Consider the following 15,128-nt stretch of genomic DNA (forward strand, 5'->3'; position numbering starts at 1 on the left):
TCTTCCGGGTATAGAGAAAAGCTAATCCCGATTCCTGCGACTGGCTCCAGACGGGCGTTCAGCCTTGAAGATTGTCGATGGGTACCGGTTCGATGCCATCGGCCGGCTCAAATCCGAAGATGTGGGCAAAAAAGTAGAATTCGGCTTCTAGAGCCCGCTTGATGTTCTCGGCGCGGCGAAAACCGTGCTGTTCGCCCTCGAAGGCTAGATAGGCAACCGGCAAACCCTTGACGCGCAAAGCTTCGACCATCGCTTCGGCCTGGTTCGGCGGTACGACCTTGTCTTCGAGTCCCTGCAGAAATATGACTGGGCAGGCAAGCTGGTCCAGGGAGTGAATCGGAGAGCGGGCGATATAGAGAGCCCGGCATTCGGGGTAGGGACCGATCAGTCCGTCAAAGTAGCGCGCCTCGAATTTGTGGGTGTCGCGGGCCAGGGATTCCAGGTCGCTGACGCCGTAGTAGCTCGCTCCCGCTTTGAAGACATTCCGAAACGCGAGGGCACACAGGGTGGTGTAGCCCCCGGCCGAACCCCCATCGATGGCCAGCCGCCAGCCGTCGACATCGCCCCGAGCCACCAGAAACAAAGCCCCCTGCACGCAGTCGTCCACATCGACAATTCCCCAGCGGCCCTTGAGTTGCTCGCGGTAGGCGCGGCCGTAGCCAGTGCTGCCCCGGTAGTTGACATCGAGCACGGCAAAACCCCGGCTGGTCCAGTACTGAATTTTCAGATTCAAAGCGCTGGAGGTGGCGGCAGTGGGACCGCCGTGGCTTTTGACCAGCAAAGGCGGCTTTTCCCCCGGCAGACCGATAAAATCTTGGTTGCAGGGAGGGTAGTAGTAGCCGTAGGCTTTCTGGCTGTCGGTTGTCGTGAAAGTGAGTGGTTCGGGCCGGGAAAGATACCCCGCATCCACCGGCAAATGGCTCGAAGTGCGCAGCACCCTGTGTTCGCCGCTTTCGAGATCAAGCTTGATAACCGCCGCAGACTGCGTGGGTGAAGCAGCGACCAGGACGGCACCGCCGGGTACAATCGCCGGGCCGGACAATTCGGTGTAGGGCAGCTCGATTGTTCGAAATGCGGTGCTGTGTTTATCGAGTACCCCCAGCCGGGTCAGACCATTTTCTCTGTAAGTACAGAGAATTTGCCGCTCCGAGATAAAAGCGTAGGTGGACATGCCGAAAACCCACTGGGGCAAGCCGAACTCCGCCTCCCGCGGGTAGAGTGCCTGAACCTCGTTGTCCTCCCAGGCATAAAGATTCCACCAACCGCTGCGGTCGGAGATAAAGTGTAGCGTCCCGCCTGGGGACCACTCAGGTTGGAAGATCGATTCTTGCGCACCTCCGGCGACAAGCATTGGCTGACCCACGCCGCCATCGGCAAGAACCTCGGCAACCCACAGTTCAGTGCCGTCCCAGGGCATATTCGGATGATTCCAGCTCAGCCAGGCAAGGCAGTTGCCGCCCGGACTGAAACGAGGCGAGGCATAGAAATCGGCACCGCTCACCAGTACGGTTGCATTGTCCAGTTCAATGCGGACCAAGGCATTGATGACCTCGTCCTCTCGGTGTTCTTCGCGCACACAAATCAAATAGCGTTGCCGGGGATCGATGGCCAAGTCGGCATAGGAGGAGCCGGAGACCATCGCGACGCTTTGTTCTGCCTGCTCAAGCCGGTAGAGAACTTGATCTGAAAAGTTCACAAAATAGACAACCCCGTCTTTGACCGCGTAGGCTCCGCCGCCGTACTCGTGCACGCGGCTGCGGACGTTCGACCCGGACGGAGAGATGTCCTCAATCGCCCCCCGAGCACCCATGCGGACCAACACGGTGCGGCCACCCTCGGTGGGCCGCGACTCCAGCCAGTAGACGTCGCTACCATCGGCCCTCACCATACCCAGGCCGATGGTGCCCGAAACGATCAGATCCGCAGTGATGGGTGACTTCCAGGAGCCGTAGGGGGCGCGTTGCACATTATTCATTCGGTTTGCCTCGTGGGTAAATTCAGGAGCGACGGCGCAGTCGGCGGGTCAAAGGTCCAAGCAGCGTCATCACTTCCGGGATACGCCACAGCCGCAGCCAGAGGACCTGGATGAGCACTCCGGCAGCCCCGGCGACCGTGAGGCGAACCAATTGTTCAACAATCCCTCCGGCCGTCCATAGCCCCGCCAGGACCGTGTTCACTCCCCAGGCGGCGGCCCCGGCGAGGAGCGCTCCGGCCAGCAGGTTGGTGGCCGTCCAGCCCAATCCCCCCCAACCGAGTCCGCCCATCTGGGTGCGTAGGGCGAAGACGAGCAGAATGCAGGCGAAGGCGCTTACAAAGCTGGTCGAAAGGGCCAGCCCCAAAGCCCCCAGAGTAGCGCTGAGCAGCCAGGCGGCGAGCAGATTGACGACGATGCCGACGGCACTGATGCGCAGGGGCACGCGCGCCTCGCCCAGGGCGTAGAAGACGCGGATGAGCAGGTCGCGCACCAGGTAAAAAGCCATGCCCACCGCCTGGCCCGCAAAGACCGTCGCCACCAGCAGGGTCGCTCGATTGTCGAACTGGCCGCGCTCGTAGACGACACTTACCAGCGGACCGGCCAGTACAGTAGCAAGCACGCTCATCGGCAGCACGACGATGAGCACCGACACCACCGCCTGGCGCACCCGCAAACGCAACTCGGGCCGATCCGCCTCGGCGCTCAGCCGCGCAAACAGCGGCAGCGTCGGCACCAACAAGATATTGGAGAAGATGCCCAAGGGCGTCTGCACGAGCAAATTGGCGTAGTTGAGGGCGCTTGGCACCCCCACCGGCAACTGGGAGGCGAAGAACAAATTGGTGTAGACGTTGAGATTCGACAGCAGCGAACTGCCGGTCGCCGGACCCATAATGTCGATCACTTCGCGCACCTCGGGGCGGTTCCACTGAAAGCGCGGGCGCAGGCCCCCCAGACCCAATTGCCACTGCAGGGGGATCTGCACCAGCCACTGCAAAATTGCCCCCGCCAGGCTCCCCCAGGCGAGTACCTCCGGGCCAAGCCCAAACACCCAGTAGCCCGCCCCAATCGCCGCGATCACCGCACCGCTGGAGAGGATCGGGCTCAAGGACGGAAAGGCGAAGCGGTCCGCCGCCGTGAGCACCCCGAAACCCAGTCCGATAAGCCCCGCAAACAGCGCCATCGGCGCCATGATCCGCAGTTGCTCGACGGCCATCTGCTTGAGCGGTTCCGCCGCACCCGCCGCCACCAGGCCGATAAACCAGGGCGCTCCCAGCCACAGCAGCGCCGTGGCTCCACCCAGGGCGATGGCCACCAGCGTCTGAACATTCTCAATCAACGGCGCCACCTTCGAGCGGTCCTGCTTCGAGACGACGCTCAGCACGGCGCTGTAGAACGGCCCGTTGACCCCCCCGAGCAAGGTGAGCAGGAACCCCGGCAGCTTGTAGGCGTAGTTGTAGGCGTCCACCCCGGCGGACACCCCGAAGCTCGCGGCGATAAATTGCTCGCGAAACAGGGCGATGAACTTGCTGAGGACCGTTGCCGCACCGACGAGCCCCGCCACTCCCAGCAACGATCGTCGAGTCGTACCCACCGCGCCCCAAATCGCAACCAGCCAATTTTACGGTCTGCCGTGCCGGGGCAAGCGCTGCTAGCCTGAAAGAAAACCAGGCCGTAACGCAATGTCTCTCGAAGGCTATTTTCTAAGTGATCGTGAGCTACTGAGCGTCCGGGGCAAGGACGCCGCCGACTACCTGCAGCGGGTGCTCACCTGCAACCTTAAGACCCTGCAGCCGGGAAAATTCATCCCCGGGGCACTACTGACTGGACAGGGCAAACTCGTCGCCTTTTTTGATCTGTATCAGCAAGCGGACGGCGGTTACACCCTCGCGGTGCCGTCGGGCTGCGCCGAGGCGCTCGCGGCGCGCCTGGAGCGCTATGTCTTCAGCGAGGATGTGGTATTAGAGCCGCGCGAAGCGATCGTCCTCGAATTGCTCAGCTCGGCACCACCGTTCGAGCCGATCCCTGAACCCGGCCGATACCGCGACTTTGCACTGGACGGGCTGCCCGCCCGCCTGAGCACCCTGGCACCGGGTCACTACCGGCTGGAACTCGTGCGGATGCCCTCCGAGTTTGCGCCGGCACCCCTGGAGGCGGAGCGCTTCGAGGCCTGGCGCATCGAGCAGGGCCTTCCCGCCTGGGACAAAGAACTCAACGACAATCTGATCCCGCTCAATCTGGGCATCGACGGCGCCATCTCCCACGACAAAGGCTGCTACACAGGCCAGGAAGTGATCTCACGGGCCACCTTCGTGGGCCACCCCGCCCAGGAGCTGGTCGGACTGCTGGCCGAAGAACCGCTGGAAGCTGGAACCGAGCTGACCCTGGAGGGCGATTACGTGGGCGTGGTGACCAGCACCGGTTATAGCGAGACAAAAAAGGCGCACATTGCCCTCGCCCGAACCCGCTGGCAGAAAGCCAAACCGAGCGGGCGTGTGCAGGCGGGGGAGCGGGAAGTTGCCGTCGTCGCTTTGCCGTTTGCACCGTAGCTAGTGGCGGGCGTCCGCCTCCAGGCGGTTGCCCAGCCTCTGCAGGAGGCGCTGCACCTCGGGGTCGCGGATCTTCGATTGCTCAATTTTGTCGATGGCGTACAGAACGGTGGTATGGTCCTTGCCGCCCAGGGCCTGGCCGATCTTGGGCAGGCTCAAATCGGTGTACTTTCTGAGCAGATACATGCACAGCTGCCGCGCCTGGGAAATATCCCGGCGGCGGGAGTCGCTGCGCATGTCCTCGGCGCTCACCTTCAGTTCGTCGCAGACCAGTTCGAGGATCGCTTCGTCGGTGATTTCGCCGCGGGTGCGCGGTGGCGAGAGAATTGGACTAATCGTCTCGACGGTCATCGGCAGCCCCGAAATCGACACGTAGGCAACCGCCCGGATGAGCGCCCCCTCCAGTTCGCGAATGTTGGTGGTGTAGGCGGAGGCGATGTGGTGGATGACATCCTGCGGAACGAACATGTTCTCGTACTCGGCCTTTTTTTGAAGGATCGCCATGCGCGTCTCGATATCGGGCTGCTGAATGTCCGTAATCAGTCCCATCGAAAAGCGAGAAGACAAACGCTCCTGCAGACGCGGGATCAGCTGGGGAGGGCGATCGGAGGCGATCACTATCTGCTTGCCCGACTCGTAGAGGGCGTTGAAGGTGTGGAAAAACTCTTCCTGGGTGTACTCTTTGCCTTCGATGAACTGAATATCGTCGATCATCAACAGATCGACGCGGCGATAATGCTCGCGAAAGGTTTGCATTGCATCGCGCCGGATAGCTTCGATAAGTTCATTGGCGAATCTTTCGGTACTGACATAAGCAATTTTGGTCCTTGTATCGATATCGAGCCGATAATGACCAATTGCCTGCATCAAGTGGGTTTTCCCCAATCCAACGCCACCGCACAAAAACAGGGGGTTATAGTTGCAACCCGGCATCTCCGCCACGGCAAGAGCCGCCACGTGGGCCATGCGATTGTTCGCCCCAACCACGAAGCGCGAAAAAGTGTATTTGGAATTGAGCGAAGCGACATTGGCAGGCGGAGCAGCCGGGGCAGGCTCTCGCTCTATGACAGGCTTTAACGCCTCCTCGGACTGCTCGGAAACGATGAAATCAACTTGAATGGGTCGGCCGATTACCTGTTCACCTGCCTGGGCAATCGCGCCGGCGTAATGCTGTTGTAACCAACTGCGTGCAAAAGGGTTCGGCGTGCGAATGATCAGACAGTCTTGCTCGAATTGTTGGGCCGTTGCCGGCTTTATCCATGTTTCAAAGGTGGGACGGCTGAGCCGGCCCTTCAGGTGACTTAGGATACCATCCCAGAGCGTTTCCACCAATGTTTACACCTAAATATATCTATGCCGGACGCCGACGCTTTAGTGTGCAATCTTATCCAAAGATCCGCCATCCGTCCATCCTCAATTTGCGATTTGCACGCGTGTCCGCCCATCGGCAAAACGTGGTCAAGCGGCCACGTCGCTGCGATGTTTTGTCCTGTTCGATACGGACCCGGCGCAGGCGAAAACTTGGTCAAGGCGCTTTGCCAGCGCGGCACCACTCAGTTATAATGCGAAACGCTGCGTTTATAGATATCGATGAAAAGAACGCTGGGTGGCACCACCCGCAAGCGCCAGAAGACTTCCGGCTTCCGGGCGCGCATGCGGACGGCAAGCGGACGGCGCGTGCTGTCGGCCCGTCGCCGCAGAGGTCGCCATCGCCTGGCCGTCTAGTCTTTGCTGCCCGGCGAGCACCGCCTGCGCGCCCGGCGCGACTTCGAATTGGTGCATCGTCGCGCCAAACGCTATACGAGTAGCCATCTGCAATTGCTGGTGCTGAAGGCCGCTCCTGCCCCAACCCGGATTGGCATTACCACCAGCCGCAAAGTCGGCAACGCCGTGCGCCGCAACCGCTACCGGCGACTGATTCGCGAATCTTTGCGCCGGGTGCTTCTGAAACTGGCGTCTGGATACAAAATTGTAATAGTGGTCCGCCCCCAGCCGGAGGGTGCCTTCGTGCCGTCCTACGGGGAGATATGCGAGCAGGTCAATCGTCTGCTTGTCCTTGCAGGGCTACTGCCGAGCGGAACCAATACGCGGGATGCCGATTAGGAGAAGGTGCATGGCGATTCAAGAAGAGGTGCAGTTCGAGGGGCGGCCCCACATCGTGGACTTTATCGTCAATACGCTGCTTCTGGTCACGATTATCTGGCTGCCCCTCTGGGTTGGAAGTCTGGTGCGCCAACTGTTCGTGCGCTACCGGATTACCAACCGCCGGATCACCATCGAAAGCGGCTGGATGGGCCAGAAGCGCTACGACATTGTTTACCGCGAGATTCGATCAGTACGGGTGATCCCCAACTCGATCGTGGGCGGTCTGTTTAACTACGGCGTGGTGCTCGTGAACACCAAAGACGGCACCCAGATCGAAATGAAAGCTTTGCCCCGTTTTCGTGAACTGGCGGACTACATCGAAGAGCGCCTCGATCGCCGCCAACCGAGCCCCGCCACCCGCAGCTAGCTTCAAAACGGCTGCACTTCGAGCGTCTGCACCTGCACCATCGGCGTGGGCACCGGGTAGCCGAAGTAGTAGTTGTGGATGTGGTCGCCGATCAAGTTCAGTTCGCTCTCTTTTTGGAGAAGATAGGGCACCACTGCAGCGCGCTCGATCTCTTCAAGGGTGCTGTAGACCAGTTCGTTGGCCAACCGGCCGCTCAGCCGCTCGGCTTCGCTGGTGTAGGAGCCGGGCTGGCTTGCAGCAAGCAGGCCGAGGATGTTGCTCACCTGGGAAGTGGCAAAGCGCAACGAGCGCGGGAAGCGCGGGTTGAGCACCAGCAGTTCGGCCACCGAGCGCGGAGCGACCGTGGCCCGGTAGAGCTTGCTGTAAATTTCCGATCCGCTCACCGAGCGCAGCAGCGACAGCCACTGCTGTACCTCGATGGGCCGCTCCGCCAGGGCCGACTGGGGATTGATGAGGCGGTAGCGCACCTGCAAAATCCGCGCGGTCTGCAAAGCCCGCTCGAAGAAGCGGCCCAGCCGCAAAAACCGCCAGCCCGTGTCGTGGAGAATCGTGCTGTCGATCAGGCTGTCGATCAGTCCTGACTGCTCTTTGACCTTTTCGTAGAACCCGAGTGCCTCGGCGTCGACATCTCCTTCCCAGCGCGCACCGCGCAATTCAAGGTAGAGCCGGTTGAGCGCCAGCCACAGTTCCGATGAAATTTGATCGCGGATGCCGCGGGCGTTCTCGCGCGCCTGGGTGACACAGCTGAGGATCGAACTGGGATTGGTGCGGACGAAGGTGACGAACTGCTCGACCTGGGCGGGCTGCACGGCCGGGTAACGCCCCTGGTAAGCGTCCATCTCACCCACCACTTCGAGGACCATCTCCCAGCGCTGGCTCGCATGGTTGGCCTGCTCGCCGATATCGAGCAAGGTCTGGTAGTAATCGGCGACGACGCGGGCAGTGTTCTCGGCGCGCTCGATGTAGCGCCCCAACCAGTAGTGGTACTCGGCGATACGGCTCAACATGGGGACAGATTAACCCATAGGCCGCCTGGAGCACAGCGTCCTCCTGCCGACAAAGCTGAGCGCACGAGCAACCTTGACAGACCGATTGGCCAATCGCTAACATATGCACGTCGCATATATCCATAACAGACATATGCGACGTGCATATAAGCGTGACAAGCGAGCGATGTTCTTTCCACCCAAAGATTCAGATTCCCTGGCGCTCACTGCGGCGATGTTTCACATTTTGTTGTCGCTGGCGGACGGCGATAGCCATGGTTACGCCATCTCAAAAGACATCGAGCGGCGCACAGACGGCCATCTGCGCCTGGGTACCGGGGCATTCTACCGGATCGTCAAGCAGATGTTGGCGGCAGGGTGGGTGGAGGAGGCAGGTGAGCAGGAGGCGCTCCAGACCGACGGGTTGCGCCGTCGCTTCTACCGCTTGACGCCGCTTGGACGGGAGGTCGGCCGGGCCGAGGCGGGGCGTCTTGCGGCCCTGGTGGAACTGGCCCGTCAGAAGCATTTTCTGCCCGGTCTGGAGGGCTCGTGATGCGTTCTCATTCCGGGCATCTGGCTCCTTACCAACGAATTTACGCGCAGATGTTGATGGTGCTGCCGGGGGATTTTCGCCGGGAGTACGGCGAGCCGATGTTGCAGATGTTTAGTGAGCGTTATGTCGAGGAGTGCAGGGTTCGGGGGCAACCGGGCGCCACCTGGTTCTGGGTGGAGGCATTGTTTGATCTGGTGCGCGTCGCCGTATTCGAGCACTTCGGTATGCTTTTGCAGGATCTGACCTATGCCGTCCGGATGCTGCGGTCCAACCCGCTGGTAACTGGGATCATGCTGCTGGTGCTGGCGTTGGGCATCGGCGCCAACACGGCGATATTCAGCGTGATCAACGCCGTGCTGCTCAGGCCCTTTCCCTACGCGCAGCCGGAGCGGCTAGTGTTCGTCTGGGAGAAGTCCGCCGACTGGGAGAAAACGACCGGAATGGCCAGGATGAAATCTACGGTCGTCTCAGTGGCCAATTACCTTGATTGGCGCGCTCAAAACCAGGTGTTTACCGACATGGCCATTTTCAACATCTGGTCCGGTAGTCTCACGGGAGCAGGTGAGCCGGAAGTCATCGACGGAGCGATCGTATCGGCCAACTTCTTTTCGGTTCTGGGTATCCAGCCACAGCTGGGTCGCTCGTTCCTGCCGGAGGAGGACTCCCCCGAAGCCGACGGCCAGGTGATTGTGATCAGCGATGGCCTCTGGAAGCGGCGCTTCGCCGCCGATCTGGGGATCATCGGCCGCAAAGTCGCGATCGACGCAAGAAGCTATACCGTTGTCGGGGTGATGCCCTCTCAGTTTCAGCAGCCCGAATCGGGCTTTTCCCGCTTCCAGAGAGCCCAGATCTGGCGTCCGCTGGCGAACCGGCGCAAATATTTCACAGACGCGCAACAGTGCAATCGCGCCTGCCGCAATTTTCGGGTGATTGCCAGACTCAAAAGCGGTGGCTCGCTTGCCGAAGCGCAAACCCAGATGGACACCATCGCCCGCAGGCTTGAACGCACCTATCCCGAGACCAATACGGGTTACGGCGTTACTGTCATTGCGCTAGCCGAGCAATTCGTGGGCAACCTTCGCCCCATCCTGCTGCTGCTCACCGCGGCAGTCGGCTGTGTACTGCTGATTGCCTGCGCCAACGTTGCCAACCTGCTGCTGGTTCGGGCTTCGGCGCGCCGAAAGGAGATTGCCCTGCGCCTGGCTCTGGGGGCCAACCGCGCCCGCCTGCTGCGCCAGTTGCTTACCGAGAGCCTGCTGCTGTCGCTGTTGGGTGGAGTATTCGGGGTAGGTTTGGCCTGGTGGAGCGTACCTGTCCTGTTGGCCCTACGACCGGAGAACCTGCCCCGCTTCGATCGCATCGAAATCGACGGAACGGTCCTTGCCTTTGGCCTTGGGCTGTCGCTGCTCACCGGACTCATTTTCGGCCTGCTACCCGCTTTGCAGGCCACCCGAACCACCCCCAACGCGGTCCTTAAAGAAGGCAGCACCACCTCTGCCCCCCGCTCGCAAGCGCGATGGCTGGGAGCCCTGGTCATCGTCGAAATAGCTCTGTCGCTGGCGTTGCTTGCCGGGGCGGGGCTGTTGGTGCAGAATCTGCTGCGTTTGCAAAGCATCGATCCTGGATTTACGACCCGCAATGTCGTGAGCTTCTGGCTTGCGCTCCCCAAACTGCGTTATTCCACCGACGAGCGTATTGTCGCCTTTGAAGAGCAACTGCTCAGCCGCTTGCAAACCCTTCCGGGTGTCGAAGCAGCCGGGCGAGTATCGAGTCTGCCGCTAACGGGTTTGAACAACTGGGGTATAGAAGTAACCATCGCGGGACGCCCTCGCCCGGCCCCCGGTCAGGAACTGAACGCCGACAACCGCATCGTCAGCTCGGGCTACTTCGAAACGCTGGGAATCGCCCTGGTGCGAGGCCGATTGTTGAACGACCGTGACCGCAGCAACACACCTAAAGTGGTGCTCATCAACGAAACCATGGCAAAGCGTTACTGGCCCGGGCAAGATCCGATCGGGCAGCGCATCAGCCTCGGAGACGAACGGCTCTGGCAGATTGTTGGGATTGTCAAAGATATCTACCACTTCGACTTGTTTCAGCTGCCTTACCCTGAGGTGTACACGTCGTATCGGCAGTACATCTTCGGCGGTCCCGGGCTGGTGGTGCGAGGGCAAGTTGACCCGGCCTCGCTCGTCCAGACCATACAACAGACCGTTCACTCCCTCGATAAGAACTTGCCGCTTAACGACGTGCAAACCCTCGACGAACGGCTTGCCCGCTCTCTGGCTGCCCAGCGGTTTTACACATTGCTGCTGGTGCTGATGGCGGTGATCGCAGCGGTGTTGGCCGGATCCGGCCTCTACGGAGTCATGTCCTACTCGGTCACCCGACGCACCCGCGAGTTGGGCATCCGCGTAGCACTCGGGGCAAGACCGGCCGACGTGCTTCGGCTGGTGGTCGGACAGGGGATCGCCTTGGTGCTTGCGGGGATCGGCTGCGGGTTAATCCTGGTCCTTGGAGCTGCAAATATGCTTACAGGAATCCTTTACGAGCCTCGACCGCAGGACTGGTTGGCGCTGCTGCCAGTGACCCTGGGTCTTTTTGTCGTTGGGCTTTTGGCTTGCTACGTCCCTGCGCGACGGGCCACCAGGGTCGATTCTGCGATTGCCCTGCGCTGCGAATAAGCAGGCTTCGGGAGCGGGAGGCCGCCTGTACTATGCTGAAGGGGAACTACGCCGGTGGGCTTTTGCCCTGGCTCTTTACCCATGATGGGCACCATGCAGCGCATTATCCAGCAAGAAGAAATTCTGAATGTCCTCAAGCCTGTGCAGGATCCGGAACTGCGCCGCTCGCTGGTCGAACTGGGCATGATCCGCAACGTCGACATTCAAGGGGGCAACGTCAGCTTCACGCTGGTGCTCACCACCCCCGCCTGTCCGCTGCGCGAGATGATCGTGGGCGACTGCAAGAAGGCTGTCTTTGCCATCGACGGCGTCCAGAGCGTCGAAGTGGAAGTGACCGCCGAGACGCCCAAGGCCAAGGCTTTGCCCGACCGGCAGGGTATCCCGGGGGTCAAGAACATCATTGCTGTCTCCAGCGGCAAGGGCGGTGTGGGCAAGACGACCGTTTCGGTCAACGTCGCCGTGTCGCTGGCCCAATCCGGCGCCCAGGTGGGCATTCTCGACGCCGATATCTACGGGCCGAACGTGCCTTTGATGCTCGGTTTGCAAGGCCAGAAGATGCCCGTGCGCCACAACGAGAACGGCGGTGAAATATTCGAGCCGCTGTTTAATTACGGCGTCAAAGTGGTCTCGATGGGCTTCTGGGTCGGTGAGGATCAGCCGCTCATCTGGCGCGGGCCGATGCTCAACTCCGCTATTCGCCAGTTTCTCTACCAGGTGGACTGGGGCGAACTCGATTATCTGATCATCGACCTGCCGCCGGGTACCGGGGACGCCCAGCTTACCCTCTGCCAGTCGGTGCCCCTGGCGGGGGCGGTGATCGTCACCACTCCCCAGACCGTGGCCCTGCTCGACTCGCGCAAGGGTCTGCGCATGTTCCAGCAACTCGGGGTGCCGGTGCTCGGGATCGTCGAGAACATGAGCTACTTTATTCCGCCCGACGCTCCTGAAAAAAAATACGACATCTTCAGCAGCGGCGGCGGCGAGCGCACCGCCCGCGAGCTGGGTCTGCCGCTGTTGGGCATGCTGCCTTTGGAGATGCCCGTGCGCGAAGGGGGCGACCGGGGGGTGCCCATCGCCATGGCCCGGCCCGATTCAGCCTCCGCCCAGGCCTTTCGCAAGCTCGCCCAGGTGATCGCGGGCAAAGTCTCGGTGGCGGCCCTGACCTAGGCGACGTGGCGGGTACACTGAACCCATGGACGCCCGGACGCTCTATACGCAAGACTTTTACCGCTGGACCTTCGAGCAGGCGCAGCTGGTGCGCGAGCGCCGCTGGGATGCGCTGGATGTCGAGCATGTGGCAGAGGAGTTGGAAGCTTTGGGACGCTCGGAACGGCGCGAGCTGCGTAGCCGCCTGGAGATTTTGACGGGGCATCTGCTCAAGTGGCAATTTCAGCCCGATGAGCGCTCCGACAGCTGGCTCGACACTATCCGAGAGCAACGATCCCGTATCCGCCTGCTCCTGGAAGATAGCCCCAGCTTGAAGCCGGAGCTGGACAACCTGCTGGAGCGGGCCTATTTGGACGGCTTGCGCCTGGCGCTCAAGGAGACGGGACTGGAACCCGCGCTGTTGCCGCCCGACTGCCCATACACCCTCGATCAGCTTTTTGACAGCGGCTATTTGCCCTCCGCGCGCTGACCACGACTGCGGTGCGCTTGCAGGCAGATCCAATCCACTCCAGGGAGATTGCCCCTTAATATGGGCAAGAAACATCTGGCGGTTGTACAAGCGCGATGAGTTCGAGCGATCTGTCCCAACTGGCCGGCGGAATCCCTGCAGAGCACACCCTGCCGAAGGTGGGACTGCTCACGATGTTCCGGCTCGGTTTATTTCAGATGGGTCTGGGGATCATGTCGATCCTCACCCTCGGGGTGCTCAACCGCATCTTGATCGACGTCAATCTACTCGCCATCCCGGCAACCCTCGCGGGCGGGGTGCTCGCCATGTACCAGTTCGTCGCCCCGGCGCGCGTCTGGTTCGGCCAGCGCTCGGACGCCAGACCGCTCTTCGGATACCACCGCACCGGTTATGTATGGCTTGGGGCGGCGCTGTTTTGCCTCACTTCGTATCTAGCGGTGCAGGTGATCTGGGAACTCTCAGACAGCCTGCGTGCCACGGGTTGGTCGGGGGCGACCTACGGCTGGGTGGCGCTGCTGGCGCTCGCCTTTGCCGGGTACGGGCTTTGCATCAGTTGCAGTTCGACGCCCTTCGCCGCACTGTTGGTCGATGTCTCCGACGAGGACGATCGCTCCAAGCTGGTGGGGATAGTCTGGACGATGCTGATGGTCGGGATCGTGACGGGGGCCATCACCAGCGCCAGTTTGCTTAAGGGTCTCACCGCGGAGACGCTGCGCGAGTCGATCAATTATTTGTTTACCGTCGTGCCCGCCGCCGTCTTCGGCCTGGCCCTGATGGCCCTGACCGGAGTGGAAGCCCGCTATTCGCGCTTCAGCCGCCGGACGGTAACCGTCCTGCGTGAGGACCGCATCACCCTCACTTCCGCCCTGCGCATCCTGACGGCAAGCCGCCAGACCGGGGTGTTCTTTGCCTTCTTGCTTGCCATGACCGTGAGCCTCTTTATGCAGCAGCCGATACTCGAACCCTACGGCGGCGAGGTCTTCGGCATGAGCGTCGCCGAGAGCACCCGGCTCAATGCCTTCTGGGGAACCGGCACCCTGGTGGGCATTCCACTTGCAGGATTTTTGATTGTGCCGCGGCTGGGCAAAAAGCGCACCGCCCGCCTCGGCTGCCTGCTGGTGGGAGCCTGCTTCGGGCTGGTCATCCTCGCAGGCTTTACCGCAATGCCGGCAGTCCTGCAGGGGGCGGTCACCGTCCTGGGACTCGGCTTCGGGATCACCACCAACGCCGCGGTGAGCCTGATGCTGGATCTCACCGCCGCCGAGACGGCAGGCACGTTCATCGGCGCCTGGGGTCTCGCCCAAGCCATGTCCCAGGCGTTTGCCACCGTGGCGGGAGGCATTGTGCTCGATATTGCCCGGGGTGTGTTCGGGGTGCCGGTGCTCGCCTACGGCGCGGTATTCGCCCTCGAAAGCCTCGGGATGCTGGTGGCAGTCTGGTTGCTGTCGCGGGTGGATGTCGAGGAATTTCGCTCGGACACCGGTCGGGCAGTCGCTAAGGTGCTCGCAAGCGAAATGGACTCCTGAGCAATCTGGCTAGCCCGGCTCCTTCCATAACTCACGGTTTGCGGGCCTGCACCGTCTGCAGACTGCCTCCGGCCAATAGTTGCTGCTCGAGGGTGCTAAAGCCGCACTCGGCCAGCAGTCCCGGCAAGTCTGTGGCGAGCAGTTCCCAGGCGGTGTGGGTTTCGAACACCCATAAAAACAGCGCCAGCCCCGGCCAGTAGAGCGGGTTGGTCGGCCGGTGATAGTCGATCAGCGCAAAGGTGCCGCCGGGTTTGAGCACCCGCAGTACCTCGCGAATAATCGTCCGCCGCTGGGTAGGCTCCATCTCGTGCAGGGCGACGCTCGTATGCACCAGATCGAAGCTTGCCCCGGCAAAGGGCATCGCCTCGGCGCGGCCCTGCACGAAATGCGCCCCAGGTACACGCGCTCGGGCGTGGCGCAGGCTGCCCTCGGACCGATCGAGCCCTGTCACCCGCGCGCCGGTGGCCGCCAGATAGCGCGTGGCTCCGCCCGGCCCGCAACAGAGATCCAGCACGCTGCTGGCGGCGCTCAGAGAAACGTTTTGCCAGGCAGCCTGCCGGAAGTGGCGCTCGCCCCCGGCAAGCACCGCCGCCCCCGAGGTAATCGCCTCGTACAGCGGCGCGCAGGCAAAACTCCAATCGCGCAAGATCGTCGCCAGGGCGTTATTCCATGCGGGTGCCTCCATTATTGACCGGGATCGAGGCCGATCG

14 protein-coding genes are annotated in these 15,128 nt (G+C 61.7%); 9 read left to right on the plus strand and 5 right to left on the minus strand.

The window, feature by feature from the left end; translation table 11 throughout:
- Positions 1-58 precede the first annotated feature (58 nt).
- Positions 59-1,975 carry a S9 family peptidase gene (locus GLL_RS07660; protein WP_011141470.1) on the minus strand — a complete coding sequence of 639 codons (1,917 nt, stop codon included), beginning with the start codon at positions 1,973-1,975 and terminating at the stop codon, positions 59-61.
- A 22-nt stretch (positions 1,976-1,997) separates the two neighbouring features.
- Entirely contained in the window at positions 1,998-3,566 is a 1,569-nt protein-coding gene (gene murJ / locus GLL_RS07665; RefSeq protein ID WP_011141471.1) for a murein biosynthesis integral membrane protein MurJ, read from the minus strand.
- A gap of 88 nt (positions 3,567-3,654) precedes the next feature.
- Here murJ and GLL_RS07670 point away from each other — a divergent pair, with 88 nt between their 5' ends.
- Positions 3,655-4,521, plus strand: a complete 867-nt coding sequence (locus GLL_RS07670; RefSeq protein ID WP_011141472.1) for a YgfZ/GcvT domain-containing protein — start codon at positions 3,655-3,657, stop codon at positions 4,519-4,521.
- Here the strand turns inward: GLL_RS07670 and dnaA are convergent, their stop codons facing one another.
- Positions 4,522-5,850, minus strand: coding sequence for a chromosomal replication initiator protein DnaA (gene dnaA, locus GLL_RS07675; protein ID WP_011141473.1), 1,329 nt, complete (start codon positions 5,848-5,850; stop codon positions 4,522-4,524).
- Positions 5,851-6,111: 261 nt separating this feature from the next.
- Between dnaA and rpmH the strand changes: the two genes are divergently transcribed.
- From rpmH to GLL_RS07690, 3 genes are read left to right on the plus strand one after another with little or no spacing between them, the layout of a single operon-like run.
- A complete protein-coding gene (gene rpmH / locus GLL_RS07680) occupies positions 6,112-6,246 on the plus strand; it encodes a 50S ribosomal protein L34 (protein WP_011141474.1) in 135 nt (44 codons plus the stop codon).
- Positions 6,247-6,249: 3 nt separating this feature from the next.
- The gene (gene rnpA / locus GLL_RS07685; protein WP_164928789.1) at positions 6,250-6,624 is read left to right on the plus strand and encodes a ribonuclease P protein component; all 375 of its coding nucleotides are present in this window, start codon (positions 6,250-6,252) and stop codon (positions 6,622-6,624) included.
- A gap of 10 nt (positions 6,625-6,634) precedes the next feature.
- Complete coding sequence (locus tag GLL_RS07690) at positions 6,635-7,033, plus strand: PH domain-containing protein (protein WP_164928790.1); 399 nt, start codon at positions 6,635-6,637, stop codon at positions 7,031-7,033.
- A 2-nt stretch (positions 7,034-7,035) separates the two neighbouring features.
- Here the strand turns inward: GLL_RS07690 and GLL_RS07695 are convergent, their stop codons facing one another.
- Positions 7,036-8,040 carry an alpha-E domain-containing protein gene (locus GLL_RS07695; protein ID WP_011141477.1) on the minus strand — a complete coding sequence of 335 codons (1,005 nt, stop codon included), beginning with the start codon at positions 8,038-8,040 and terminating at the stop codon, positions 7,036-7,038.
- Positions 8,041-8,173: 133 nt separating this feature from the next.
- Between GLL_RS07695 and GLL_RS07700 the strand changes: the two genes are divergently transcribed.
- The 5 genes from GLL_RS07700 (at position 8,174) to GLL_RS07720 (ending at position 14,418) form a co-directional block, all read left to right on the plus strand.
- On the plus strand, positions 8,174-8,572 hold the full coding sequence (locus GLL_RS07700) for a PadR family transcriptional regulator (RefSeq protein ID WP_231848422.1): 399 nt from the start codon (positions 8,174-8,176) through the stop codon (positions 8,570-8,572).
- Positions 8,572-11,256: an ABC transporter permease gene (locus GLL_RS07705; protein ID WP_164928791.1), complete on the plus strand. Its 2,685-nt coding sequence runs from the start codon at positions 8,572-8,574 to the stop codon at positions 11,254-11,256. Before GLL_RS07700 ends, GLL_RS07705 begins: the two co-directional genes overlap by 1 nt.
- 93 nt (positions 11,257-11,349) lie before the next feature.
- Positions 11,350-12,423, plus strand: a complete 1,074-nt coding sequence (locus GLL_RS07710) for an Mrp/NBP35 family ATP-binding protein (protein ID WP_164928792.1) — start codon at positions 11,350-11,352, stop codon at positions 12,421-12,423.
- Positions 12,424-12,448: 25 nt separating this feature from the next.
- On the plus strand, positions 12,449-12,892 hold the full coding sequence (locus GLL_RS07715) for a DUF29 domain-containing protein (protein ID WP_011141481.1): 444 nt from the start codon (positions 12,449-12,451) through the stop codon (positions 12,890-12,892).
- Between the two features lie 95 nt (positions 12,893-12,987).
- A complete protein-coding gene (locus GLL_RS07720; RefSeq protein WP_011141482.1) occupies positions 12,988-14,418 on the plus strand; it encodes a BCD family MFS transporter in 1,431 nt (476 codons plus the stop codon).
- A 31-nt stretch (positions 14,419-14,449) separates the two neighbouring features.
- Here the strand turns inward: GLL_RS07720 and GLL_RS07725 are convergent, their stop codons facing one another.
- Positions 14,450-15,103, minus strand: coding sequence for a class I SAM-dependent methyltransferase (locus GLL_RS07725; protein WP_011141483.1), 654 nt, complete (start codon positions 15,101-15,103; stop codon positions 14,450-14,452).
- Positions 15,104-15,128: the final 25 nt, after the last annotated feature.

Origin of the sequence: Gloeobacter violaceus PCC 7421 (assembly GCF_000011385.1) — a bacterium.
Lineage (GTDB): Bacteria > Cyanobacteriota > Cyanobacteriia > Gloeobacterales > Gloeobacteraceae > Gloeobacter > Gloeobacter violaceus.